The sequence below is a fragment of the Psychrosphaera sp. HA2-10 genome, assembly GCF_055693745.1.
Genome location: NZ_CM146341.1, coordinates 1,731,662 through 1,754,722, shown reverse-complemented (window position 1 = coordinate 1,754,722; position 23,061 = coordinate 1,731,662). Strand labels below are relative to the sequence as shown.

Here is a 23,061-nt window from a genome sequence, read left to right as displayed (position 1 = left end):
ATTATGAAAAAAATCTACGTAATACATGAAAATAATGAATGGACAATTCATTTGCAAAACCGATTAGATGAGCTGCAATTGCCTTATGAAATGTGGCACTTGGATGAAGGGATTTTAGACTTATCAATGCCGCCACCAGAAGGTGTTTTTTACAATCGTATTAGCGCCTCGTCTCATACTCGAGATCATAGGTATGCTCCTGAATATACTGAAGCTGTTTTAGCTTGGTTAGAGCGTCATGGCCGTACTGTTATTAATGGCAGTAGGGCACTTCGGTTAGAAGTAAGTAAAGTGAACCAGTATATGGCGTTAAATGCAGCGGGTATCGAAACCCCAAAAACAATTGTCGCTGTGGGTAAATCGCAGATTATTGAAGCTGCAAAGGCATTAAATCAAAACTCATTTATTACAAAACATAATAGAGCAGGAAAAGGGCAAGGTGTTCAGCTATTTCATTCTATTTCAGCCTTGTCTGATTATGTAAATGGCGCTGATTTTGATGAGCCTGTTGATGGAATTACGTTGATACAGCAGTACATTGAAGCGCCGATGCCCTATATTATTCGTCATGAATTTATCGGTGGAAAGTTTTTATATGCAGTTAAAGTGGACACATCTGAAGGTTTTGAACTTTGTCCAGCCGATGCATGTTCAATAGAAGATCTGTTTTGTCCAGCACCAAACGAATCATTAAATAACGCAAAGGTTAGCGAGCAGAGTGTTAAAGTTTTATCACCAAAGTTTGAAATACTTCAAAACTACAAACCCGACTTTATTGCGACTTACGAACAGTTTTTAGCTGATAATAATATCCAAGTAGCCGGTATTGAGGCGATACTTGATAAAGCGGGCAACAGTTATGCCTATGACGTTAATACCAACACGAATTACAATTCCGATGCGGAAAGCGCTGTTGATACTTATGCAATGCTTCACTTAGCCAAGTATCTCGCTACTTTTCTGTAAATCAATATAGTTTAGCGCTGCTTGCAGCGCTTGCTCTCTGGTTGAGAAATTATGCTCTTCATTTATTAGCTCTAATATATGGAACTTCTCAAGTTGCTCTTTAGTTTCCGTGTTAGGACACAATAAGAAAACTTCACAATCAACGTCTTTTGCATCTTTTACGGCATTTTCTAGAGCTAAGCCAACGGTTACATCAAACATGGGAACGTCGCTTAAATCTAATATCATTACCTTGTAGTCTGAAATACTAGAATGTTGGCGAGAAATAGCTTTAGATACGCTAAAAATCATTGGCCCTGATAAGTAAAAAAACAGCACCTTGCCCTTAGCACTATCTAACAGAGAGCGCTCTACTTTATTTAGCGGCACATTATCTGTATCGGCGTCACTAATAGCCTGAACGTGACGTTCTTGTTCTTTACTCAACTTTTCTATGAGCATGATATTTGAGATAAACACACCCAAGCCAACTGCAGCAATTAAGTCTACAAATACGGTTAGCAACATAACCCCATACATAATGATCATGCCTTGGGTGCTTACTTTGTGAGCCCGTTGAATAAAACTCCAATCTAAGATGTTAAAACCGACATAGACAGCAATGCCCGCTAACACAGCCATGGGAATTGGTTCCGTCAGACTTCCTGCAACTACTACCACCAAAGCCAGCATCACCGCTCTAATTATCCCCGATAACGGTGAACGCGCACCAACTTGAATATTCGTAACCGTGCCCATTGTCGCTCCTGCACCAGGCAGGGCCCCAAAAAAACCTGAAATAAAGTTCGCTAAACCTTGGCCGCGAAGCTCCTTGTCAGAGTCATGTTCTTTACGAGTTAGAGAGTCACCAATAACTGCAGTTAAAAGTGTATCAATACAACCTAAAGTACCAAGAACAAGCGCATCAATAACCATAGTGGTAAACATTTCTGCGTTAAAATGAGGGATCACTAATGAAGGTAAGCCTGCAGGGATAACACCTATTCTTCGAATGTCGTCGGTATCAAATAACAACACAGACAATACGGTCACGCCGACAAGTGCAACAAGCTGGGCCGGAACATATTTTCGATATTGCTTCGGGAAATAAAAGAGCACCCCCAAAGTGAGCGCACCAAGTAACAGCTCGCTAAACTTTATGTTCGAGAGGATTTGCGGGAGTGAAGATATTGTTCCTATTACGCCACCTGAGGGGGCTGATTGGCCAAGCAACGGGGCAAATTGCAGAATGATTAATATGACACCGATACCAGACATAAACCCCGATATGACGCTGTAGGGCATTAAAGTGACGTATTTTCCTAATTTTAAATAACCAAGCAACATCTGAAAACCGCCGGCCATCATAACCACAGTAAATGACATTGCCATACCGGTTTCTGGATATTTAGCCATCATGCTCGTGACTACGGCGGTCATGATAACCGTCATAGGTCCGGTAGGCTCAGAGATTAGAGTGTTTGAACCACCAAAAATGGCCGCAAAAAAACCGACTAATATAGCACCCCAAAGGCCCGCTTCGGCACCTGCGCCAGAGGCAACACCAAAGGCGAGCGCTAAAGGAAGAGAAATAATTGCGGTGGTGACGCCACCAAACACATCGCCTTTAAGATTCATGGATGCAAATCGGTTATCAGTCAAAATTTACTTCTCCGCAGTTTAAGAATAACAATTATGGTTATAAGCTTAACTATCTGGCGGGAAATTCTATATCAGGTGAGTTAAAAAACACAGGGGAATAAGCGTATGTCGGTAAAAGAATATTTTAACTGATGTCTTAATTTGTTGACGTATTTCGCTCTTCGATGCACTCATAGGAGCCCATTTCAAACTCTCTGCAAATCCACGGTCGCTGCTCGTAAATTGAACATAAAAAGGTGTCTCTATCTAAGGCGGAACACCAGCCATCAGAAAGTCTTCGCATCGTTTCACCACCCCATTTATCGACTTGAATATGTTGTGCTGGCACACCAGTGTCCGAAATGATCATCACTTCTAATTTGCAACAATTTGCTTTACAGGTAGAGCAAGTAACTTCTTCAGTTGCTATGTTTTTAACTTTAATACTCATAACACTCATCAAAAGTGACTAAAGTCTACGTCAGGCAGACTCTCAAAACCGGGTTTAGCAAACAAGTAACCTTGCATCAATTTAATACCGGCTTCTTTTAGCCATACCATTTCGGCATGCGTTTCAACCCCTTCAACCAAAGGGGTAATGTTTAAATCTGCAAATAAATTTAAACAATTTTTAATAATAGCCTGACGTGACCTGTCGCTATCGATATTACGAATCAGCTCCATATCAAACTTTACAATATTTGTTTGAAAGTCCGCTAATAAGCCTAGCCCAGAATAACCAGACCCAAAATCATCAATAGCGGTGGTAAATCCCATCGATTGATAATATTCGACTATTCGTTCAACGGTACTCGTGTCTTCAATCTTTTCCACTTCGGTAAACTCGAACATAATTTTATTGGTGGGAAAGTTGTAGGTTTTTGCCGCCTCTAGGGTAGTTCGAATACAACGCTCAGGTTGATATATCGCCTTTGGCAAAAAGTTAATGCTTAACATTGATTGTAGGTTTAGTTTCGCAGCCAGCGCAATGGCTTTAACGCGGCATAACTGGTCAAACAAATAGCGGTTATCATCATTTACTTGCGAGATGACAGAGTAGGCTGACTCTTGATTTAAACCTCTAACCAAGGCTTCGTAACCGAAAATTTGTCTTGTGCTTACATTAACGATTGGTTGAAAGGCCATTGTGAAATCAAAGTCGAGTTTGTCTTTGTTCGCACAGTTATTACATGAATGTTTCTCACAAATGTTTTGAATATTATCCATTACTACGACCCTTCGTTATAATCACGCGCGTTTCCTATAAAATAAAGAGCGTTCTAGCCACTTAGAGTAGCATAGTTGATGTACGAAAATATGATTTAGAAAAATTTCTAGCTATTCAAAAGTATTAATCGCTTTTAATATTAAGCTTGGGCTCTGAAATATTACCATGTGATCACTATCATTAATGGGCATATATCTTCCCTTAGAACGTTTGCTTATTGACTTACTCCATGCTGAACCTTCTTGTTGCCATTTGATTAGACCATCAACAAATTCAGGGTCTGCGCTCTTTATATCTTCAGATTCAAAGTCTGAGTCAATAATAGTGATAGGAACGGACGTGTTTATATCCAATTTTAAAGCGGCATTTAAATCATCATAATAATTCATGATTTCCTTAGCTCGAGTGACCTGTTTATTCACAGCCGCACGACGTTGACTAATTAGGTCAAAATAGGACCAGTCCATTAAATTACCAAAGTCTTGTGGCACAAGGCTCGCAATTTCTTCACGCTCTGCAGCTAGTTTATCAATCGTTCGTTGTGTCCAATTTCCCTTCTGCAGGTGCGGAATGAGTGTTTCCCGTCGTTCACGATACCAAGCAACCGGATAGTCTTGATAAAGGCTAACAGAGTGTTCAAGTAGTATGTCTGGATCAATCCAAACCATCCCTTTCAAGCGACTGTGAACTTGTGACTCAGGTAAATTTTGCCATGCGAGCGCTAAAATATTAGAGCTTGCAAAGCTAACGATAATAAAACTATCCTCATTAAGTGCGGTTAGCGTTTTGTCGAGAGCAGGAGCAAATGAAAAAAAAGAAGGTTCACTGACATCACTACTAAAGCCACTTCCAAATCGTTCAATAGCATGCACTCTGTGTGTTTTGGCAATCACTGGTTGTAATAAAGCAAACCAAGCACTGTCGCTATGATAGTTTTTATTAAATCCTGATAGTAAAATTACGGCTGGCCCTTGATGTTCTAGTCCCATACTTCGCACATGGACCTTTTTATCTTGTTGCGGGTTTACTTGGTATAAGCTTGAATACGAATCTAGAGGAACATTGCCGACATTAGGACTGCAAGCAGCTAGCAGAATGCAAGCAATGACAAGTTTTAAAACTAAATATAAATGGTGATACATTTGTCCTTCCTTAGTTATTCCGAAAAATCGTATATTTACGCAACGCGCCAAGCTGAAAATAAAAAGTAGTTGGCAGCGATACTTATTGATATAAGCATGGCACTTATAATGACTAGCTTTTTGGGATTTGTTTTAGCGTTATTTCCAACCTTGTAACCATTTTTCTATCGTTTTTAATTCAGTCCAATCGATTTCATATTCGTTCTTCGACAGGACAGACTCTATCTTACAAACAATAACACTACCATCTTCATCAAACTCAACTTCGGATACCACGAAGTGCTTTTCTTTTTTAATTGGTGATACCGCAGTCCATTTACTATTCAACAATTTTTTTGGATTCACTTTTGTCATTTTATCGTTACCTCATACGTGCTTTACGGTAAATTCCCACGCGCTGTTCAAGGGGAAGTTCCATGTTGTAACACCGGTCATATTCATCATTAGTTTTAAAGTTCAACTCAACCTAATTCTATATTTATATCAGAATTTATTATTCGGATACTATTTTACTTTTTAGCGAAATTATTTGAGGGAGTAGGGCGGGGATTTGTCAGGTGCTGATTTACTGAAGCCTTGTTTAACAATTGCTCTCATTTTTTAAAGGCCTTTTAGTGGCGATTTATAAATTACCTTGAACCATTTCTTTAATTTTATGAGCCTTAACAAAATGATCTAATTTATGAGTTTGAATCCACCAGTTTGCAGCTTCCATTAACAGCTCAGGGTCATCATTTTGTTCTTATATATTAATGGCCACTTTTAAACTTTGTGTGAGAATAAAAATGGCAATATTACCGTCCAAATAATGAATTGCTTTAACACCAATATCTATATTTACACCTACACCTACACCTACACCTACACCTACACCTACACTAACACTAGGGAGATCTGCATTGGCGACGGTCTAAAGTAAACTCATATAATTTGAACCAATTTTTATAAGGAATTTATACTGTTTTTTGTTTACTAGTAAATATAGTAACTAAGCCAGCTAATAACAGCCAAAAAGACACTACAGCCATGTATGCGGCAGTAGACTGAGGTAAGGCTCCAAACTCCTGGATTTTGAAGTGAGCTTCGCCCATTGATTGTGCAATACCCGTCCACAACACAGGTATGTTTGTCCAAAATAAAACAGGTAAAAGTAGTAAGCTCACTTTTGTAAGTGCCAGTATTGGTGGCAAATTAAATACAAAAGATAAGATTAGAAACCGTTTAATTGAGAAGTCTTTAAAGTTCATCCATGTCTCCATATCATTGTTCACGTATTGAGCATACGTCGCAGTTTTTGTCGTGTCTATACTTTTGTTAGTGTATTTACAAATGCTGGTCGATTAGGATTGAATTGCCATCAGGGTCTTTTAAAGAAAAACTCGAAGGGCCACTTTCACCGTTAATAGACTTCTGTATTATATTGATACCTTGAGCCTCAAATTCTTTTAAAAGCTCTCTAACGTCTGTAAATGATTCCAGTGTTTTCCGACTTTGATCCCAACCTGGATTGAATGTCATTATATTACCTTCAAACATTCCCTGAAATAATCCAATTTTATGTTCACCGTTTTTTAGCACTAACCAATTTTGAGATTGATCTCCACCTACTATCTCAAAACCCAACTTTTGATAAAATATTTTCGACTCTTCGATATTACTAACCGATAAGCTTATTGAAAATGCCCCTAATTTCATTTGATACTCCATAATTTGATTACAACACTAACGTCTCACTAAAGTGCGTGTTTTTTTCTCTACATTTCAGTTGCTTGTTAGGTTTCTTCGTTTAATAAACTCGAATCTTCTATTTTAGGAAGATTCTTAAATTGTTGAATGTGTGCAAAGAGTGTAGAGGAACCTTCAATATCAGATACCTTTCATTCACCTTGATCTAATCCAAACTTTTTTCGTAAGCGCTTAGCCCATGATGGTATTTGTGTTTTGTAGCTATATATGTTTTCAGGAACGATGATGTTCGGATTAACCAATACAAGTGCGTCAAAAAAAGCTCGCCGATTAAACCCACGATAATTTCCATACATTAATTGCTTCACCTCACCGTTTTTAAGCACAATTAGATTAGAAAAAAAATCCTGTCTTGTATCTGTTATTTGCTTAAGCTCTACAATGTCAGAAATACTGACTTCCCAACTCACATCACCGAAGGTTGGGTCAAAATATGACAAGGTAGTTGGCGTAACACAAACCCTAATTTGCTTATTTTCAAACCAAAACCACATTGCCAATCCAATCAAAATAGCTTCAATAAACCAGATCGCGATATCAAGAATATCGAAAATTTGTGTTATCGCTTTTTTATTACTCGTTAAATCAGGAAGATAATTATTTGCCGCCCAGTACATTAGTAATGCCACAACAGCATTAAAAATTAATAACAATGCTGAAGAACGTTGCTTCCTAATAAAAATAAAGTGAGCTGTCATATTTTCCCCATCATGTGACCTTATCCTTTATGCATCAGTACAAAGTCAACCTCAAATATATCGCCTTGAGTATTTGCCTATATATCTCTAAGAACCTGATACATATCTATTATTCATTAAAGATTTTCAGTGTCGGGTTTTTAGGATATTTTGACGTCTTTACACATAACGCCTGCATAAGGGGCAGTCGACGGTCCTTACTTAAGCGTATTGTTATGACCGTAATTATCACTCACGTAATCACTTTTAAAACTTGCATCAATATTTAGAGATTTGCTAAAAGTACTTTTCGCAGCCTTTCTATCTCCTTTCGATAAATAGGCGAAAGCCAAACTGTCATAGGCCTGCGGTGCATTGGGAAATAGTAAAACTAAATATTCGAACATATCAAATGCCTCTATCCATGATTTTGTATTAAGTAGTTCCATTCCTACTTCATTAATTGTTCTCCCGATAAATCTGCTATAACCATTGTCGTTATAAGCCTGTTTGAAGTGTTTATAGAATTTCTGTTTTCCTTGAGATTGGTAGTACTCAAAGGCAAAGTTATTTTCCAATTGCTTAATTGGTTGATACTCAGCATTCTTGATGTAAGAATGTATTCGACCTGAAATGCGTTCGGCAACTAAGTGATCAGTGTTTGCTAGAACGACTATTTCATAGCCAGTGTCTAAATCGACTTCTACTGCTGCACTGACGCCCTGACCACCACCGTATGCGCGCCAATGGGAGCCGTCCATTGCAAATAATTGGCGATTAATCGCGTCTGAGTTTTTCAATAACTTATCGCTATAGAATAACGCTCGATAAAATCGTTGCACATCTACGACAGTCGATTCAATGCCGCCATCAGGACTAGCGTGTTCTGTAATACCTACCTTCCTCAAGCTACTATTGTATTGGTATGTATATCGGATTGATTGATATTCATGAGAATTATTCGGCTTGACGGTCGTTGAATACATTTCAACCCGACTGAAGATATTGTTTTTAAGTAGTTTCTCGAAAGGCTTTCCAGTCACTTTTTCAAGAATCACTCCTAATACTAAATATCCGTAATTCGAATACCTATGATCAGTGCCAGGTTCGAATAACAGTGGACTATTGATTAGCAGTTTCAGCTTCTTGTCGAGCGAATCAAAGGCAAGTGGATTTTCACGATATTCAGCTCCAAAAATATCAGCAAAGCCTGCGCTATGATTTAGTAGATGCTCAATTGTGATTTTGTCAGCATCAGGTTGTTTAAACCCCAACTCGAAGGTAACTAGTTTATCACTTAACTTTAATTTGCCTGCCTCAACCTGTTGCAATATTAAGACCTTGGTAAAATTTTTCATTATGGAACCAAGGTTAAAGCGGGTTTGTGAACTGTTCTTTATTTCTTGCTCAATATTTTGAAAACCATATGACGACGAAAACACCGTTTTATTATCTTTGGTTATCAGTAAACTGCCGGAAAACCAACCCATCTGATGGTATTGCTTAGCAATATTGTCTGCAGTCTCGGTAAGATTAAAAGGCTTTTCTGGCTTCGTACCATGACTATTAAAAGCCAGAGTTTTATTAATAAAAAATAAAAGAAAGACTAAAACAATATTTCGAACCATTTGGCGGAATCCTTTTTGTCATAACGCTCCGTTAAGGAGCGAGTTTAGGCTTGCTAAACTGTTTGCCTAAGGCTCGAGCAAGCTTTGACGAGACCTTCTTTAACCATTTGTTATGCGCCTGGCTCTATATCCAATTTATAACCTTTACTGCCCAATCTCCCCAAAGCTGTGTACGAAAAACTGTATTCATTGCTATGGCGAGAGCACAAAACAAGCCAAACGATAATAATGTACTCATGTAAATGCGACCAGTAGCCTTCCAGTCATAAACCATTAGCACAGCGTAAATTAAAAACATAAAAACAAACAAAGAATAACCTGGAATCGCAAGTAAATGAATAATGCGATTAAGTCCCTCGGGCATCATTTGGATAGCCGCCGCAATCATGAATCGTTTATGATGAGCAGAACTTTTGATATTTAGAATACCCAAAATATAAAGAGTTAAAAAAATTAACCATTGAAGGAAAGTTCCTCCTAGGAAACCACCCGCTCTAATTCTAGCTTGGGCGTCCTCAGTGCCGAACACGCCAAATCCAGTTAGCCTTTGGTAGAATTCAAACGCCATTATCGAACCTGTAATCAAGATCCCAACGACTAAAAAAACGCTTAGTTTCCCAAGGGTGCTGTGAGCAGTGTAGTTTCCTTTAGCAGACAACCTAATTTGATTTAAAAGCAATATATACCACGCTGCACTAAATGCACCATGTAGTCCAATCCATAAAGTCATTCGGCTTAGGCTGTCAGGGTTAGAAAACCAGCTCAATGCAAATCCGCCAAAAACAATGAATGTAATAAAAAGTGATAACAAATAAAAAAATCTAGTATCACCGGAGCATGTATTTGAGATATTAACTTTCACTTAGATAGACTCCATTCACTAAAACAATCCAATGGTACAATTTTTAAAGATTCTTAAAGGCGCATAACGCCTACTACACGCGCGGCTTTGCAATATAGGCAACAGCCGTAACGACCAAGGCGTCGCTGCGACTGAGCTAGTTAAGCACCCAAAACTGTCAGCTGCCGAATGAAAAAAATATGCCGACAGCTAACTCGGCCCAAACATAGAAAAAAACCAGTAAAACAACTATCGTCAATACTGGAAAGTGCCTTGCGGAAACTTTCCGAGCTAGGACTATCAGCAGGCTACCAACAGAAATTAGTAATGTTCCCATAACTAGGAAGTCAAAGCTCGTCCAGTGAACTTCCCTGGTGAACTGCATTGCTAAAAACGGAAAGAGTAGAAGAAAGCAAGTTCCGGCTAGAAGCCAAACGAAGGCGGTGCTTCTCTGTAGCATTAATCTCATAGATTTACTCCCTATCGCCTAACGCCTTATTGATGTGTTCGATAGTTTGGCAGTTTTATTGCGTTGTTTGCAATAAAAATCGACAAACGTAATCGAATCACAATTAATTGACTTGTTATAACTTGTTGCCACGGTTATGGCAGCGCGCTTCAGTCGAGTCTGAATAATCAAAGGAGAACTGTTATGGCAACTGCAAGTATTAGATTAGATGCAGACTTAGTAGAAAAAGCATCAATCATGGCAAAGGCACTAAATAGAACGACACCTAAGCAAATAGAACACTGGGCTAAAATCGGTGAAATGATGGAGGATAATCCGGATTTACCTTACGAATTTGTTAAACAGGTAATTATTGCTAGGGCTGAAAAAGAAGCTGTAAAATTAGAGGCTTACAATTTTGACTAAGGTAAGCAAGGTACTTCAAACACCAAGTTTCAAAAAGCCGTTAAAAAGCTCCATAAAAATCAAAAACAAGACTTAGATAAAGCGATAAAGTTAATAGTGGCGGAGCCCAAACTCGGTGAACAAAAGAAAGGAGATCTAGCGTTTATGAGAGTTTATAAATTTAATATGGTGAAACAGTTAACCCTTTTAGGCTACAGCTATGAAGATGGTGTAACTGTTTTAGAATTAATAGCCCTTGGCTCACATGAAAATTTTTGCCGTGACGTCAAGCACCTCTTTTGAGTTATAACGCTTCATTAAGAAGCTAAAAAATAGTTGCTTATACTTTAGCGACGTAGGAGCAAGAGGCAACTGTTTTTTGTCTTCCTTAATTGACTTGGTATGTTTTTGGTACCAAAATGTATCAGATATTGGTATCGGAGGTTGTGATGGCGAAAAATACAAGTGTTACATTAGGTGAGCATTTTGACTCATTTATTAGCCAGCAGTTAGAGACTGGCAGGTATGGCTCTGCAAGTGAAGTGCTGAGAGCTGGATTACGAGCCTTAGAAGATCAAGAATTAAAAATGAATAATCTAAGGAGTATGTTGGTTGAGGGAGAGAACAGCGGAATAGCTAATTATTCATATGACACTCTCTTAAATGATTTGGATAAAGAAAATCACTAATATGAAGTTTCATTTATCTAAAAAAGCTCTTTCAGATTTAATGAAAATTGGTCGTTACACGCAACTTAACTGGGGCAGACAGCAGAGAAATGACTATTTAAAGTTACTTGATAGCGCTTTTAATCAAATTGCAGAGGAGCCAGAACTAGGTTATGTCTGCGATTACATTAGAGAAGGTTATAGAAAGCGACCACAAGGAAGCCATGTCATCTATTACAAAGAATTCGGCAAGGAAGAGGTAGTAATTGTTCGGGCTCTCCATAAAAGCATGGATGTACACCGAGCCCTCTGAAAACATAACGCCATCATAAGCTGCTAAAAATCAATTGGTTATACTTTATCGAGGAACGAGTGGTAAGCCAATGGTTTTTTGTCCTAGTGACTTTATCGATTTGTTATATGGGCTAATCCCAACTTGAGACATCAGTACTACCGTGGCCACTGTTAGCCTTATCTTTGGACGCAACTATTGGTTCGTCTACGCTCCGTAAAAACAGCATTATTCCAATGGATACTATAAATGGTATGAGAAGTATAATTATGATTTGAGCAATTTTTTGTGGCCTTTCAAAGTAATCAGACAAAGCCACTTTAATTCCAGCTACTATATCGAGAAGTAATGCCACAAAAATGGTGATTTCCAAGTAGTAATTTTCCATATTTTACTCTGTAATTTCTAGTCCATATAACGCCCGCACAAGCAGCGGGTCAATTAATTGGACGCTTTTTTGCGTCGTTTCTTTTTGGATTAAATGAGGCCAATGTTGAGGCCGTCTGACTTAATGCGCTTGTTAGCTATACGACCACTAAATTAGCAGGAACCTCCTAAGCTCTTGTTCTTGACGCATAACGTGCAATATAAAAACCTTGTTTCCATCAATTTTATAAAATATTCGACATGGCTTTATTACTAGCTCCCTGTAATTAAGGGTCGGTATTTCCAAAGGAACTTTTCCCGATTCGGGGTGTACTTCTAGCCTTTCTATTTTACTAAATACAGTTTGAACTAGTTTTTTCGCAGCAACCAAATTAGCCACTGCAATGTATTCAGCAATTTCATCAAGCTCATTAAGAGCTGGTTGTGTCCAAACTATTTCAGCCATTTATCCATTTGCTCTTTAGCCTGCGTATTTGAAACGACTTGCTCATTTCTAATTGCCTGCTCTCCTCGAGCGATTCCTTCCAATATAGACATACGCTTTTGCATCATTTCAAAATCATCAACATCGACCAAATATGCAGATGGCTGACCATGCTCAGTAATTAAAACTGGTTCTTTAGAAGAATGGAGATCTGCCAATATTTTAGTGGCCTGTCTCTTTAGGGTTGTAACTAATTCAACTTTCACAATCGAACTCTTAACAGGGGGGGGAGTGTCACTATAGTATCACTGAAAGCAAAACTTTCAACTATATAACTAACGCTCCGCTTAGGAGCAATGTTGGTTGGTGTTAAAATTGGAGCTTGCGACAATAACACCAACCAGTCGTTAATTGTCACTCCTGTAACGGCTTGTTATGCATTTAGCAGTTTAAATATTTTATTGGATTAGCAGCGCCTCTTGGAAAATAAGAAGAAATAGCTTTATATCTTAGCTCTTTTCTTAAATTATCATTTGCTCGACAGCCATTAAAGCCCCAGCGTGTTTTACCTTGAACCTCTACTGGAAACCAATCATGTATTTCATATACTTCTCTAGTTAGCCCTCGATAAGTGGCAATAGCATATTTTGCATTTTCTTTTCTTTTTCCTACAACCCAAGATTTTCTGGTTGCGTCGTAAAGCTCTTCATCTGTTATTTCACGATGATACCTTTTGTTGATATTTATTAATAATATTGCTTTATCAGTACTAAACTCTTCAGCATTATACATCGCAATTATTTCATCTGATGTTTTGAGCCCGTAATCACTTGAGTAGTGTCCGCCTTGTAGATTTGTCAGATTCTTCATGCCGATAAAGTCAATTAATGAGGCTTCAATTTCGAATGATGCATTTTCAGTTAAACCGTGGCGAAGGATATAGTGTTTTACAGTATTTCCGGAATCGAGAATGGATCGAATTTTATCTAGTTTTTCTGTTTCACTATCTGATTCAATTGCGCCTTCTAAGTGATTAAAAACACGATTGCCATTACCTTTTCCAACATAAAATATTTCTTCTGTTCGAGGATCTTGTAAAAAATACACATAGAACCCTAACTTTTCAATTACTGACTGTGAGAACATTTGAGCCTCATGGATGCATAACGCTCCGCTCAGGAGCAATGTTTGGTTAGTGTTAAACTTGGAGCTTGCGACAATAACACTAACCAGAAGTTAATTGTCTGCTCTGAAGCGGCTTGTTAGTTGTACTAGTCCGAAAATCGAATTTTGGCTTCTTTCCAGTGTAAAAGAATACATTTAAAGCACAGAATGCGCCGGCCAAAGGAGCCAAATGCGAACTATCTAACGTTGGCAAGCCAGATTGTGAAACCAACGAATAACCCACTAACTTTCCAATGACGTAAACTCCGTAAAGTATCAAAATCGGGCAAATCACTAAACGGAACCAAAACCAAAACTCTTTAATACTTTTCAAAACAACTTCCTGTGAAATTAATTGGTACAACTAACGCCCGCCTAACACGCAATGTGTTGGCATGGCTTTTTGCGTTGTTTGCCAAAACCATGACAACTATACATTGTCGGAGTTTAGGCGCTTGTTATGTGACTTACAAACCTCTTCTAAGCCTTTTTCCCATGCCTCAAAATCTGCAATTAACGTCATTTCAGTATTAGGCTTGCCATTTAGGGTTTGAAGCTTCCAAATGCGATATGAAGCGTACGGTTCAAAAGACTCTTCAATCACATAATCCACTTTTAAAGTTATATTGCTCCCACTTATCGTTTTTTCTTGGTTAATAGGAACAGTCTTATACTTATAGTTTTGGCAGTTTTTACGGTTTTTATCTAGTTCAATAAACTTTTCAATATAATCAATTGCTTCAGGCGTAATTGGTTCATATTCAGCTTGCGCTGGGAAACAAATCACAAAAATACAAAACAGCATTAACCGATTTAACATTAGACAACTCCATCTAGTCACATAACGCTTTGCTAAGGGGCAATTAACTGTTGGCTAAACTTGCGCGAAGCGCCAAGCCAACTGTTAATTGTCCCAGTGAGTTTACGAACGAACTTGAGCAACTTGTTATATGCTTTCACTCGCTACTTCCAGATCAAACCATACATGTTCAGTTTCGCCACCCAAATTAAAACGATAGCCGAAAGGTAATGCCATATACAGTGCTAATTCAGGCCGATTTTCAATGATATGTTGAAAATGAACTGTAACCAATGAATCAATATTTCCATCATATTCATCGGTAGTTAACCACCAACCACTCATATGGTCAGGTGAAGGATAACGAACTCCTTCAACTGGGGTGGTTCCTTCGTAAATACCTTTTGATATAGTTACAAGCTGAGCTTGCTCAACTGGTTGGTATTGAGCACCATAATGTTCACAACACTCTTGTTGGTTTAACTCAATACTCAAGATTCAAACTCCAAACTTTCAAAAGCATATAACGCTTTAATATGGGGCGCGCGCTTTTTGCGCGTCCCAGCCCAACTGGTTGGGCGAACATAATTGACTTGTTAGCTTTAAACGCACTTGGCGATAGTTGATAAAGCATCTTTCCAAGCTGCTACAGCATCAAAGTCTTCAACTAAACCGTCTTTAGTACTTTGACCAGTGAAAGCCCCCATTCCATGTTGAATCATATAAGTTGGCTTATATGCTGGTGCACCTAGATTAATTAGGTTTTGACAAATCGCAGTATTATCAGAACTTAATTTTGTAAGAGCCGTTTGCAACTTATCCATATCTTCTTGTGATCGCGCACCGAACAAATTCATACGCAAAACACTAATAGCTTGATGTGCAGTTTTGTCTGAAACACGTTTAGTATCAAAAAAGCCATAAGACATGCCGGCAAAATATAGCTCAGCAGCCTTCGAGTAATTATTGTCGGTCAAGCAAGCATTAAGTCCAGTAAAAATATCGACAGGGTTCTGCGTGTTCGATAGCTCGGCCACTGCGACGCATCCAGCTGGTTTCGGGGACTCCAAATTTCCAGCAGACTCATAGTTTGTAACACCACTTTTAGGCGTAGAATTACAAGCTGAAAGTAGCAAAGTTGATAAAGCTGCAAATATAATTTTTCTATCCATGAGCACAAAGCCCTCCTTTAAAGCTAACGCTCCGCTTAGGAGCAATGTTGGTTGGTGTTAAACTTGGCGCTAGCGACGAGAACACCAACCGTTGTTCATTGTCACACTATAGCGGCTTGTTATATTTTGATCTCACATATCCGTGAATCAAAAACACGGATAAAGATAACTCAAATGCTATACCTAAATAAAATAGAATTGGGTGACTTTCATTTGTAATTTCACCCCAGAACCGTAATAACATTTCTCCGGAGGAAATTGCTTTAAACGCTAGAAAGAGACAAAAACCAGAAACTAAAGCAACCCCTAAGAAATACCAAGGTTCACTAATTTTTTTATCTGCATGATTGTCTGGCTTCATAAATTCCATTAAAAAAATATAACGCCCTGTTAAGGGGCAAATTTTAGTTGGCTAAAATGTGAAGCGAAGCGGAACCAGCCAACTGTAATTTGTCCCGCTTTAACAGCTTGTTAAGTTACGATTAGCACCTAATTTCGATGATACATTTTGCTTCACCATTTTCATAATTTGAAGCTTTTAATGATTGAATAACATAATCAATTTCTATCTTGGAACCTAGGTTATTATGCAAATTCATAGATTCCATCGGCCAAGTTGTTACTTCATCATTTTCGTCCGTGACTTGAAACTCAGGAAAGTCATCATGATGACCAGACCATGTTTTCGTAATAATTCCCGTAAGCGTAAAAAGTTGTAATTTATTTTTACTTATAGCCTTCCACCACTTATCAGATCCAAAAAGGCCATGAGTATTTTTAAGCCCAATTAGCTTATCTTTTGATTTCATGCCTCTTTGCATTTCTTCAATCGTTTTACGATCGTCTTGCAGGTGATACAACTTTTTCATAAGTAACTTAACGCTTGCCTAAGCGGCAATTAATAATGGGCTAAAATTTTGAGCGTAGCGACAATAGCCCATTGTTAATTGTCCGTGCGAGCTTTGCGAGCCTTGCGAGCCTTAAGGCACTTGTTAGATAACCACTTTTTGCACCAATGTAAAAAAGGTATTAACCCTGTAAAAATACAAAGGCAACCACAAGCAATAGTAAAGGCGATACAAAACCAGAACATAAAGGGGTCTTCGGTCTTTGAAAATTCAAAAGCTTTGAAACTTGTAGAGTCTTCATTTGCCTGCCACCTTGCATAAGCAAAACAAACAATTCCAAATATAATTTGTATAAAGTTTGAAAACTTGAACCAGTATTTATCTACTTCATATTCAAATGGCGAATTTTCTGATTTTGGCAATGTTACGCTCATTCCTTTGGTTATCTAACGCCTTACTAAGAGGCGCATAATGCTTGGCTAAAATTAGCGACGAAGGAGCACAAGCCAAGCGTTTTGCGTCCTTTTGAGTAACTTGTTATACCTTAAAGCACTCTGAAGTTTCATTTGATTCAGGATCTTTAGTTACCCAAACTTTCGAATCAATTGATTCAGTAATAATAGGCTCATCATCTTCCAAAAAATCCACTTTCATTTGTTCTAATGCTTCTTCAGTCAGAATACCTTCATAGTCGTAAATCACCTCTATTTTCAGTTGATTAGTACGGTAAGTTAAATGGCTTTTTTCATACCCCCAACTCCCTGATTCAAACAGACTGATTTTCGCAATAGGTAAGTTACCTCCATAAATGAAGGTTATTGTAGACTCTGAACTATAAGTCATGCTTTCCACATTGTAGTGGTCGGTTGCAGTGCCTTTTAACTTAAATTCATCAACATCTATATCAATAGGGCAATTCCAATTTCCTGATAATAGGTTGATTTCTCGACTATCAGAAGCACTAGCAAACTGAGAAATCAATAACAGTATTGTTAGAATATATCGCATGAACATCCCTGAGGTATAACGCTCGCCTAAGCGGCGATTAACAATGGGTTAAAAATATTAAGCGCAGCGACAATAACCCATTGTTAATTGTCCGAGCGAGCTTGCGAGCCTTGAGGCACTTGTTATGTATTCAATTGCACTTGTAAAGGTTAATTAAAACAGTTTTTACAACATTGGACATGTCGGACGACTCAGGTGTATCAAATTTCTTAATGTAAGACTCAACACTCGAGACAATCATCCATGAACTAACGTCATTTGGGATGCACAATTTATCAGAATGAAATGAATCACGAATTCCTACTACATAACCACGCTTAATATCTAATGCTAAATCATTCCATACTGAAACTTTAAGACTATTATAATCAGCGAAAGTCCATCCACTAAAAAAGAATAAAATTATGAAAGCTACTCTCATCATATCCCTGAATACATAACGCCCACTTAAGCGGACAAAAATAGTTGGTTAAAATGTGAAGCGAAGCGGAACCTAACCAACTGCTTTTGTTCCGTTTGAAGTGCTTGTTAGGGCTAGGTTTAAACCGAGCCTGACTCACATTGTCGTTTTCGCAAAAAATCATCAATTATTAAAGGATTTTTTAAATCTGAAGTTAAAACCTCTGAAACACCTATGCCAGTATCAACCTCTTGTATCCAAATCGATATTTTATCATCCACTATTTTACGATTTAGCATATAGCTTTTATTTGATTCTAGTTTTACTTTGAAATTAACAAAAGCTTCTTTCGTGCTATTCGGAATGTTACTCTCTGAAATACTGGCTTTAACCCATAAATCATGCTCGCCACTCAAGTATTGTTTAGGCTCAGCCCAAGCAATAGGCTTTTTGTGAAAACACATTAAGTGAACATATTCTAATTTTGAACTCCTATCTCTTTTAAAGTTTTCGAATCGAAAGTGGTTATCTTTAATTTCGGTCTTAAAAGGCAAAGTGCTACAACCCATTGATGCTACGCTTAAAGTAGATATTAGTAGTAATTTTAAATTCTTCATTTTCATTTCCTTTTGATTATTAAAATTTAACAAGGCTAAACTGTAGCCCTAACGCCCCAATAAGAGGCTAAAAATTAATTGGTTATACTTTAGCGGTGTTTGCGTTGTAAACCAATTGATTTTAGTCCTGCTTAATTGACTTGTTATATAACTAATCACATTCAGGAAGAACAATGTTGCATTGTTTAAAATCAAAGATTGTAATTACTTCGGTATCATGTGAAATAGTAGTTAGTTTTGAGAGGCTTGGCAGTTCCTGAGTCAAGTAAACTGGAGGTGGCGGCACTTGGCATGCACAGACGACTTTATACAGAGGTTCGGAATAAGTCTGGTCAGAAATATTGTAAGTAACTCGATTATCCCAATACTCTTGAATTTGATGTTCACTAATTTCAATGTTTTCCAGTCCTGAAATTTTCGCCATAACTACAAATAGCGCTGACGATATAAGGACTGAAAAAGATAAAATTACAAGGTACTTCAAAGCTATCCTTAGTTATATAACGCCCGCCTAAGCGGCGAATAAACAATGGGTTAAACTTATTGAGCGCAGCGACAATAACCCATTGTTAATTGTCCGATGCGAGCTTGCGAGCCTTAAGGCGCTTGTTATAAGTACATTACACCAGTACGTTATTAAACAAAAATGCAGGCAAAAAGAATGCTGATGCATAAAGCATTGAGCCTGAAACTACAAACGCACACGTATAAAATAGTGCTTGAGTGAAATAAACTTTAGGCTGGAACACTGAGCTACTTTTGAATGCCGAAGTACAAATATTAATTTCAAATTTTATACGGTCTATTGTGGCTTGAACGCGAAGTAAAACAGGTTTGTAATAAAGAACTAAGAAACTAAATACTAACTCAACCCCACCTATATCTGCCATGAAAATGAATTCTGGTGCGAACGGTACTACACAACACATTACTGCAATGAATAAAAACTTTTTAGTTTTACTTAAGTCTTCCCACATACTATTGACGATCCTTGTACTTATAACGCCCCATTAAGAGGCAAATGATAGTTGGCTAAAATAAGCGACGAAGGAGCAAATAGCCAACTGTTATTTGTCCTGCTTTAATGGCTTGTTATATGACAATTTCATCGGATCGCTTTTGGTCTTGATACTTTTAGAAGTAATTTGCCACTTACCATCAAGTAACTCCCAGATTAAAGTGATTTTTTGATTTTCGCTTGTAACCCCCATATCGGTAGAGGCTATCCTCATTTTGGACCAGATCATATGTGCTTTGGTCTCGCTTAATACATTTACTCTTGCTTTATCGATATCAAACATTTTATCTAGTTTATCTAATTTCCCATATGCGTTAATTACATCAGTCGAAATTTGACTTGATAATTCACTTGAAACTGAGCTGCACCCTGATATAGAAAAAACTAAAACAAACGACATTACTTTAAAAATATTGAAATTATTCACAAAACTCTCCTTTGTTATATAACGCTCCGCTTAGGAGCAATGTTGGTTGGTGTTAAACTTGGAGCTAGCGACAAGAACACCAACCGTAGTTCATTGTCACTCTAGAGCGGCTTGTTAGCGTATGCCCCAACCGATAATTCAAATAGTCGTATTGTTTTGTTATATAACAGAAACAGAGTCACTACTTACAGAACAAAACTACCGTTAAACCATTAATACATCAACAAAAAAGAAAGCACCATAACGCGTAAAATACACCAGCAATGTTCACAACAGCAGCGCTGCTTAAGTTTTAAGTTATGTCAGTTGTTTAATGGCGTCTGCTTGTTGGGTTATACATAAGAAAGAGAATCTCACATATGGCATTTTTTAACGAGCAAACCTCACTAAAGATAAGCTGAAAGAACACAGAGCAGGGCGCTAGATATTATTTGGGGCCTTTAGAAAGGCTAGCTAACGCCCGCCTAACACGCAATGTGTTGGCGTGGCTTTTTGCGTTGTTTGCCAAAACCATGACAACTAAACATTGTCGGAGTTAAGGCGCTTGTTATGTTTACCTGCTCGTTGAAATAAACATGATAGAGCAGACGCGTAAATTGTGAAGAAAAGTACAAAAGCAACGAACAAGATTAATTTGGCAGCCCAGTTACTTTTCGTAGACATCTCATAAATCAAATACACAGAAATAGGTAACGAAAAAAGGTAACTAGTGCTCTTAGCAATGGATTTATCAAAAGTGGAAATCAACTTATCAACCAAGGTTGGAGAAAAGTTTAGAACTAGTGGGACAATCAATAAGCTAGCAAACAGTATATCTATTACAACTTCTTTCAATTTAGAAACTCCATATCTATGTAAACATAACGCCTTACTAATAGGCGCACAAATGCTTGGCTAAAATTGGCGACGAAGGAGCGCAAGCCAAGCGTTCTGCGTCCTCTTGAGTAACTTGTTAGGTGCTATTTTCACTATTGCTAAAAAATAAAATGACAAGCTCTACAGCACTTATTGCTGATAATTGAACGATAACCCCAAACATCAAGCTAATTCCTGCTTGTGCATCTGTCTCTATTCCAAACAACATCCAAGGAACTAAAAGGAAAGTCACGACGGCAGGTGCAGTGCGAGCAATTGTTAACTTCAAATTACTATATTTATTATTGTTTGCCAGAAAGAGCAAAGCTACATAAGGGGATAATAGTATGATTAAGCCAACAAACCCAGCGTTCCAGAACTCAAAAGCTATAGCAAAAAATGAAAGAACAGACAGCACCCTAATTGAGTAATAGATTTTACGATAAGCCATGAGCTTTCCTTAGCACCTAACGCCTTACTAATGGGCGCAAAAATGCTTGGCTAAACTTAGCGACGAAGGAGCACAAGCCAAGCGTTTTGCGTCCTTTTAAGTAACTTGTTAGTTGCCAATTTGCACCCAAACCAATGAAATAGCAAACACAGACATAATTACAAATGGTATTGAGCAAACTAAACGAAGCCTTTTGTTTAATTTAGGCTTTGGCCATATATAAAAGTAGATCGCTGAAGGGGTAAGCAAAGCACTAAAATAAACACTGAACGCTATAAAATACCATCCCTCATAACCAAAGCGACCACCAAAATATAACCAATATATACCAAATAATGAGCTAAGACTTGGGATAGCCAATAATGTAGAGGAAACTATTAAACCAAATTTATTTCTCTTTGATTCCACTTTATTTGAGTTCAATCGCTATCCTTGCTTTGGCAACTAACGCCCGCCTAACACGCAATGTGTTGGCGTGGCTTTTTGCGTTGTTTGCCAAAACCATGACAACGAAACATTGTCGGAGTTTAGGCGCTTGTTATGTGGCATATTACTCTCATTGTTTATTGAAATCCCACCACGTTAATTTAGGACCTTTTATAAAATCATCAATTACAACAAAATGGATTTTTTCGCCATTGCCTTCATACATGAACGAAAATCGGCATTCTTGAGAATAGCTTGCATCAAACTTTAAATGTTCGATTGGCAATGATTTGGCGACTAAATGCTTTTCGATTTTTGTACGAGCATACTGTTGATCGAATCCACAACTTTCATCAAATATTATTGAATACGCTATCCAAAATATGATTATTATGATGAGTCCTTTTTTCAGCACATCATCTCCATGACACATAACGCTTGCCTAAGCGGCAATTACTAATGGACTACAATATTGAGCGCAGCGACAATTGTCCATTGTTAATTGTCCGAGCGAACTTGTGAGCGAATTGAGGCACTTGTTATGAGCCTTTCACTCAAAATTTAAAACATCCTAATTTTAATCCATGGCCTTCAGGGACAATTCCACAAATACCACCTTTCATCCGTGTAGTATACAGAGTCGCTGATTTTAAGCCTTCTGCGGTAAACTCATATTCAATTCGTTCTTCACTGAGCGGCAAAACTAAAGGGATTGGGACGATTATAAAAGGAACCACGCCGACCCAATTATTAGAATCTAATTCGTAAACCCAAACATCACCTTCAATTCTTGATGGCTCCCCTTTTTCAAGGCGCAACTGCTCCTTTGTGATTATTGAGTTTGAACTTAACGGTTCACGTTCGTTCGATTTAATAACCAGTCCCGCACAACCGCTTAAACTTAACGACAATAAAATAATTTTATACAGTACTTTCATAGGCTCATAACGCCTGCCTAAGCGGCAATTTACAATGGGTTAAAATTATTGAGCGCAGCGACAATAACCCATTGTTAATTGTCCGAGCGAGTTTACGAGCGAATTCAGGCGCTTGTTATATGTCTAAAGCTTTTCAGACAATCGTACACTTACAATTGAAATCGTAAAAGATACTATTAGCCAAAACCCCGAGATTACGACATAGGCCAATACCGACTGCGGTAAAGCACCAAACTCTCGAATTAGAAAATGACTTTCTCCCATTGCACTTGCAAATCCAGTCCACAACACAGGAATATTTATCCAAAACAAAGCTGGTAACATCGCCCCAGTTATTCCCACTAAAACGGCTGCAATTGGGAGGTGAAAAAGCAAAGCAATTAAGATAAAACGTTTCCAAACTAACTTGTTTAGTTTCATATCAAACTCCATTTTCGAATAGACATATAACGCCTGGTTAAGAGGC

33 protein-coding genes and 2 pseudogenes are annotated in these 23,061 nt (G+C 37.9%); 5 read left to right on the top strand and 30 right to left on the bottom strand.

All coding sequences use genetic code 11. From position 1 onward, the window contains the following. The first annotated feature begins 3 nt into the window (after window positions 1–3). The gene (locus tag ACZ1GV_RS08050) at window positions 4–966 is read left to right on the top strand and encodes an ATP-grasp domain-containing protein (protein ID WP_472673731.1); all 963 of its coding nucleotides are present in this window, start codon (window positions 4–6) and stop codon (window positions 964–966) included. Here ACZ1GV_RS08050 and ACZ1GV_RS08045 read toward each other — a convergent pair. The 11 genes and pseudogenes from ACZ1GV_RS08045 to ACZ1GV_RS07995 form a co-directional block, all read right to left on the bottom strand. Next, window positions 937–2,583 carry a SulP family inorganic anion transporter gene (locus ACZ1GV_RS08045; RefSeq protein WP_472675877.1) on the bottom strand — a complete coding sequence of 549 codons (1,647 nt, stop codon included), beginning with the start codon at window positions 2,581–2,583 and terminating at the stop codon, window positions 937–939. The two genes, ACZ1GV_RS08050 and ACZ1GV_RS08045, sit on opposite strands and share 30 nt — an antisense overlap. Window positions 2,584–2,743: 160 nt before the next feature. Continuing rightward, entirely contained in the window at window positions 2,744–3,037 is a 294-nt protein-coding gene (locus ACZ1GV_RS08040) for a YkgJ family cysteine cluster protein (protein ID WP_472673730.1), read from the bottom strand. Window positions 3,038–3,045: 8 nt separating this feature from the next. Further along, complete coding sequence (locus ACZ1GV_RS08035) at window positions 3,046–3,813, bottom strand: EAL domain-containing protein (protein WP_472673729.1); 768 nt, start codon at window positions 3,811–3,813, stop codon at window positions 3,046–3,048. A gap of 111 nt (window positions 3,814–3,924) precedes the next feature. Next, a complete protein-coding gene (locus ACZ1GV_RS08030) occupies window positions 3,925–4,956 on the bottom strand; it encodes an alpha/beta hydrolase (protein WP_472673728.1) in 1,032 nt (343 codons plus the stop codon). A gap of 138 nt (window positions 4,957–5,094) precedes the next feature. Further along, window positions 5,095–5,310 (bottom strand): TIGR02450 family Trp-rich protein, encoded by a 216-nt coding sequence (locus ACZ1GV_RS08025; RefSeq protein ID WP_472673727.1) that lies wholly within the window; start codon window positions 5,308–5,310, stop codon window positions 5,095–5,097. A gap of 268 nt (window positions 5,311–5,578) precedes the next feature. Then, window positions 5,579–5,695 (bottom strand): annotated as a pseudogene (locus ACZ1GV_RS08020) (DUF6500 family protein); the annotation flags it as partial. 214 nt (window positions 5,696–5,909) lie between these two features. Further along, on the bottom strand, window positions 5,910–6,203 hold the full coding sequence (locus ACZ1GV_RS08015; RefSeq protein ID WP_472673726.1) for a hypothetical protein: 294 nt from the start codon (window positions 6,201–6,203) through the stop codon (window positions 5,910–5,912). A 76-nt stretch (window positions 6,204–6,279) separates the two neighbouring features. Beyond that, window positions 6,280–6,651 (bottom strand): VOC family protein, encoded by a 372-nt coding sequence (locus ACZ1GV_RS08010; RefSeq protein WP_472673725.1) that lies wholly within the window; start codon window positions 6,649–6,651, stop codon window positions 6,280–6,282. 182 nt (window positions 6,652–6,833) lie between these two features. Further along, the gene (locus tag ACZ1GV_RS08005) at window positions 6,834–7,400 is read right to left on the bottom strand and encodes a hypothetical protein (RefSeq protein WP_472673724.1); all 567 of its coding nucleotides are present in this window, start codon (window positions 7,398–7,400) and stop codon (window positions 6,834–6,836) included. 197 nt (window positions 7,401–7,597) lie between these two features. Further along, entirely contained in the window at window positions 7,598–9,007 is a 1,410-nt protein-coding gene (locus ACZ1GV_RS08000; protein ID WP_472673723.1) for a serine hydrolase, read from the bottom strand. Between the two features lie 124 nt (window positions 9,008–9,131). Further along, a complete protein-coding gene (locus ACZ1GV_RS07995; protein WP_472673722.1) occupies window positions 9,132–9,869 on the bottom strand; it encodes a hypothetical protein in 738 nt (245 codons plus the stop codon). A gap of 631 nt (window positions 9,870–10,500) precedes the next feature. Between ACZ1GV_RS07995 and ACZ1GV_RS07990 the strand changes: the two genes are divergently transcribed. From ACZ1GV_RS07990 to ACZ1GV_RS07975, 4 genes and pseudogenes are all read left to right on the top strand, one after another. Then, window positions 10,501–10,722 (top strand): TA system antitoxin ParD family protein, encoded by a 222-nt coding sequence (locus ACZ1GV_RS07990; protein ID WP_472673721.1) that lies wholly within the window; start codon window positions 10,501–10,503, stop codon window positions 10,720–10,722. Between the two features lie 78 nt (window positions 10,723–10,800). Beyond that, a pseudogene (locus ACZ1GV_RS07985) lies at window positions 10,801–11,004 on the top strand (type II toxin-antitoxin system RelE/ParE family toxin); the annotation flags it as partial. A 146-nt stretch (window positions 11,005–11,150) separates the two neighbouring features. After that, window positions 11,151–11,390, top strand: a complete 240-nt coding sequence (locus ACZ1GV_RS07980) for a type II toxin-antitoxin system ParD family antitoxin (protein ID WP_472674852.1) — start codon at window positions 11,151–11,153, stop codon at window positions 11,388–11,390. Window position 11,391: 1 nt separating this feature from the next. Then, window positions 11,392–11,682 (top strand): type II toxin-antitoxin system RelE/ParE family toxin, encoded by a 291-nt coding sequence (locus tag ACZ1GV_RS07975; protein WP_472673720.1) that lies wholly within the window; start codon window positions 11,392–11,394, stop codon window positions 11,680–11,682. A 514-nt stretch (window positions 11,683–12,196) separates the two neighbouring features. Here ACZ1GV_RS07975 and ACZ1GV_RS07970 read toward each other — a convergent pair. The 19 genes from ACZ1GV_RS07970 to ACZ1GV_RS07880 form a co-directional block, all read right to left on the bottom strand. Then, a complete protein-coding gene (locus ACZ1GV_RS07970) occupies window positions 12,197–12,493 on the bottom strand; it encodes a type II toxin-antitoxin system RelE/ParE family toxin (protein WP_472673719.1) in 297 nt (98 codons plus the stop codon). After that, complete coding sequence (locus ACZ1GV_RS07965; protein WP_472673718.1) at window positions 12,481–12,738, bottom strand: type II toxin-antitoxin system Phd/YefM family antitoxin; 258 nt, start codon at window positions 12,736–12,738, stop codon at window positions 12,481–12,483. The genes ACZ1GV_RS07970 and ACZ1GV_RS07965 overlap by 13 nt, the downstream gene beginning before the upstream one ends. 175 nt (window positions 12,739–12,913) lie before the next feature. Continuing rightward, window positions 12,914–13,618, bottom strand: a complete 705-nt coding sequence (locus tag ACZ1GV_RS07960; RefSeq protein WP_472673717.1) for an LEM-3-like GIY-YIG domain-containing protein — start codon at window positions 13,616–13,618, stop codon at window positions 12,914–12,916. Window positions 13,619–14,066: 448 nt separating this feature from the next. Beyond that, window positions 14,067–14,456, bottom strand: a complete 390-nt coding sequence (locus ACZ1GV_RS07955; RefSeq protein WP_472673716.1) for a hypothetical protein — start codon at window positions 14,454–14,456, stop codon at window positions 14,067–14,069. A gap of 126 nt (window positions 14,457–14,582) precedes the next feature. Next, entirely contained in the window at window positions 14,583–14,930 is a 348-nt protein-coding gene (locus ACZ1GV_RS07950; RefSeq protein ID WP_197121495.1) for an immunity protein Imm33 domain-containing protein, read from the bottom strand. Window positions 14,931–15,037: 107 nt separating this feature from the next. After that, window positions 15,038–15,607, bottom strand: coding sequence for a hypothetical protein (locus ACZ1GV_RS07945; RefSeq protein ID WP_472673715.1), 570 nt, complete (start codon window positions 15,605–15,607; stop codon window positions 15,038–15,040). Between the two features lie 106 nt (window positions 15,608–15,713). After that, window positions 15,714–15,977: a hypothetical protein gene (locus ACZ1GV_RS07940; RefSeq protein WP_472673714.1), complete on the bottom strand. Its 264-nt coding sequence runs from the start codon at window positions 15,975–15,977 to the stop codon at window positions 15,714–15,716. A gap of 112 nt (window positions 15,978–16,089) precedes the next feature. After that, window positions 16,090–16,476, bottom strand: coding sequence for a hypothetical protein (locus ACZ1GV_RS07935; RefSeq protein WP_472673713.1), 387 nt, complete (start codon window positions 16,474–16,476; stop codon window positions 16,090–16,092). Between the two features lie 74 nt (window positions 16,477–16,550). Then, the gene (locus tag ACZ1GV_RS07930) at window positions 16,551–16,877 is read right to left on the bottom strand and encodes a hypothetical protein (RefSeq protein ID WP_472673712.1); all 327 of its coding nucleotides are present in this window, start codon (window positions 16,875–16,877) and stop codon (window positions 16,551–16,553) included. 115 nt (window positions 16,878–16,992) lie between these two features. Beyond that, complete coding sequence (locus tag ACZ1GV_RS07925; RefSeq protein ID WP_472673711.1) at window positions 16,993–17,463, bottom strand: hypothetical protein; 471 nt, start codon at window positions 17,461–17,463, stop codon at window positions 16,993–16,995. A gap of 540 nt (window positions 17,464–18,003) precedes the next feature. Then, entirely contained in the window at window positions 18,004–18,480 is a 477-nt protein-coding gene (locus ACZ1GV_RS07920) for a hypothetical protein (RefSeq protein ID WP_472673710.1), read from the bottom strand. A gap of 151 nt (window positions 18,481–18,631) precedes the next feature. Next, window positions 18,632–18,964, bottom strand: coding sequence for a hypothetical protein (locus ACZ1GV_RS07915; RefSeq protein WP_472673709.1), 333 nt, complete (start codon window positions 18,962–18,964; stop codon window positions 18,632–18,634). 136 nt (window positions 18,965–19,100) lie between these two features. Continuing rightward, window positions 19,101–19,457 carry a hypothetical protein gene (locus tag ACZ1GV_RS07910; protein WP_472673708.1) on the bottom strand — a complete coding sequence of 119 codons (357 nt, stop codon included), beginning with the start codon at window positions 19,455–19,457 and terminating at the stop codon, window positions 19,101–19,103. A 90-nt stretch (window positions 19,458–19,547) separates the two neighbouring features. Further along, complete coding sequence (locus tag ACZ1GV_RS07905) at window positions 19,548–19,925, bottom strand: hypothetical protein (protein WP_472673694.1); 378 nt, start codon at window positions 19,923–19,925, stop codon at window positions 19,548–19,550. A 952-nt stretch (window positions 19,926–20,877) separates the two neighbouring features. Further along, entirely contained in the window at window positions 20,878–21,231 is a 354-nt protein-coding gene (locus ACZ1GV_RS07900) for a hypothetical protein (protein ID WP_472673707.1), read from the bottom strand. A gap of 108 nt (window positions 21,232–21,339) precedes the next feature. Then, window positions 21,340–21,654 carry a hypothetical protein gene (locus tag ACZ1GV_RS07895; RefSeq protein WP_472673706.1) on the bottom strand — a complete coding sequence of 105 codons (315 nt, stop codon included), beginning with the start codon at window positions 21,652–21,654 and terminating at the stop codon, window positions 21,340–21,342. A 133-nt stretch (window positions 21,655–21,787) separates the two neighbouring features. After that, window positions 21,788–22,090, bottom strand: a complete 303-nt coding sequence (locus ACZ1GV_RS07890; RefSeq protein WP_472673705.1) for a hypothetical protein — start codon at window positions 22,088–22,090, stop codon at window positions 21,788–21,790. Between the two features lie 121 nt (window positions 22,091–22,211). Further along, a complete protein-coding gene (locus ACZ1GV_RS07885; protein WP_472673704.1) occupies window positions 22,212–22,595 on the bottom strand; it encodes a hypothetical protein in 384 nt (127 codons plus the stop codon). 123 nt (window positions 22,596–22,718) lie between these two features. Further along, window positions 22,719–23,015 carry a hypothetical protein gene (locus ACZ1GV_RS07880; protein ID WP_472673703.1) on the bottom strand — a complete coding sequence of 99 codons (297 nt, stop codon included), beginning with the start codon at window positions 23,013–23,015 and terminating at the stop codon, window positions 22,719–22,721. Between the last annotated feature and the right edge of the window lie 46 nt (window positions 23,016–23,061).

Coding starts and splice junctions, on each gene's coding strand:
- ACZ1GV_RS08050 (WP_472673731.1), top strand. CDS start 4: ATGAAAAAAATCTACGTAATACATGAAAATAATGAATGGACAATTCAT.
- ACZ1GV_RS08045 (WP_472675877.1), bottom strand. CDS start 2,583: ATGAATCTTAAAGGCGATGTGTTTGGTGGCGTCACCACCGCAATTATT.
- ACZ1GV_RS08040 (WP_472673730.1), bottom strand. CDS start 3,037: ATGAGTATTAAAGTTAAAAACATAGCAACTGAAGAAGTTACTTGCTCT.
- ACZ1GV_RS08035 (WP_472673729.1), bottom strand. CDS start 3,813: ATGGATAATATTCAAAACATTTGTGAGAAACATTCATGTAATAACTGT.
- ACZ1GV_RS08030 (WP_472673728.1), bottom strand. CDS start 4,956: ATGTATCACCATTTATATTTAGTTTTAAAACTTGTCATTGCTTGCATT.
- ACZ1GV_RS08025 (WP_472673727.1), bottom strand. CDS start 5,310: ATGACAAAAGTGAATCCAAAAAAATTGTTGAATAGTAAATGGACTGCG.
- ACZ1GV_RS08015 (WP_472673726.1), bottom strand. CDS start 6,203: ATGAACTTTAAAGACTTCTCAATTAAACGGTTTCTAATCTTATCTTTT.
- ACZ1GV_RS08010 (WP_472673725.1), bottom strand. CDS start 6,651: ATGAAATTAGGGGCATTTTCAATAAGCTTATCGGTTAGTAATATCGAA.
- ACZ1GV_RS08005 (WP_472673724.1), bottom strand. CDS start 7,400: ATGACAGCTCACTTTATTTTTATTAGGAAGCAACGTTCTTCAGCATTG.
- ACZ1GV_RS08000 (WP_472673723.1), bottom strand. CDS start 9,007: ATGGTTCGAAATATTGTTTTAGTCTTTCTTTTATTTTTTATTAATAAA.
- ACZ1GV_RS07990 (WP_472673721.1), top strand. CDS start 10,501: ATGGCAACTGCAAGTATTAGATTAGATGCAGACTTAGTAGAAAAAGCA.
- ACZ1GV_RS07980 (WP_472674852.1), top strand. CDS start 11,151: ATGGCGAAAAATACAAGTGTTACATTAGGTGAGCATTTTGACTCATTT.
- ACZ1GV_RS07975 (WP_472673720.1), top strand. CDS start 11,392: ATGAAGTTTCATTTATCTAAAAAAGCTCTTTCAGATTTAATGAAAATT.
- ACZ1GV_RS07970 (WP_472673719.1), bottom strand. CDS start 12,493: ATGGCTGAAATAGTTTGGACACAACCAGCTCTTAATGAGCTTGATGAA.
- ACZ1GV_RS07960 (WP_472673717.1), bottom strand. CDS start 13,618: ATGTTCTCACAGTCAGTAATTGAAAAGTTAGGGTTCTATGTGTATTTT.
- ACZ1GV_RS07955 (WP_472673716.1), bottom strand. CDS start 14,456: ATGTTAAATCGGTTAATGCTGTTTTGTATTTTTGTGATTTGTTTCCCA.
- ACZ1GV_RS07945 (WP_472673715.1), bottom strand. CDS start 15,607: ATGGATAGAAAAATTATATTTGCAGCTTTATCAACTTTGCTACTTTCA.
- ACZ1GV_RS07940 (WP_472673714.1), bottom strand. CDS start 15,977: ATGGAATTTATGAAGCCAGACAATCATGCAGATAAAAAAATTAGTGAA.
- ACZ1GV_RS07935 (WP_472673713.1), bottom strand. CDS start 16,476: ATGAAAAAGTTGTATCACCTGCAAGACGATCGTAAAACGATTGAAGAA.
- ACZ1GV_RS07925 (WP_472673711.1), bottom strand. CDS start 17,463: ATGCGATATATTCTAACAATACTGTTATTGATTTCTCAGTTTGCTAGT.
- ACZ1GV_RS07920 (WP_472673710.1), bottom strand. CDS start 18,480: ATGAAGAATTTAAAATTACTACTAATATCTACTTTAAGCGTAGCATCA.
- ACZ1GV_RS07910 (WP_472673708.1), bottom strand. CDS start 19,457: ATGTGGGAAGACTTAAGTAAAACTAAAAAGTTTTTATTCATTGCAGTA.
- ACZ1GV_RS07900 (WP_472673707.1), bottom strand. CDS start 21,231: ATGGCTTATCGTAAAATCTATTACTCAATTAGGGTGCTGTCTGTTCTT.
- ACZ1GV_RS07890 (WP_472673705.1), bottom strand. CDS start 22,090: ATGTGTCATGGAGATGATGTGCTGAAAAAAGGACTCATCATAATAATC.
- ACZ1GV_RS07885 (WP_472673704.1), bottom strand. CDS start 22,595: ATGAAAGTACTGTATAAAATTATTTTATTGTCGTTAAGTTTAAGCGGT.
- ACZ1GV_RS07880 (WP_472673703.1), bottom strand. CDS start 23,015: ATGAAACTAAACAAGTTAGTTTGGAAACGTTTTATCTTAATTGCTTTG.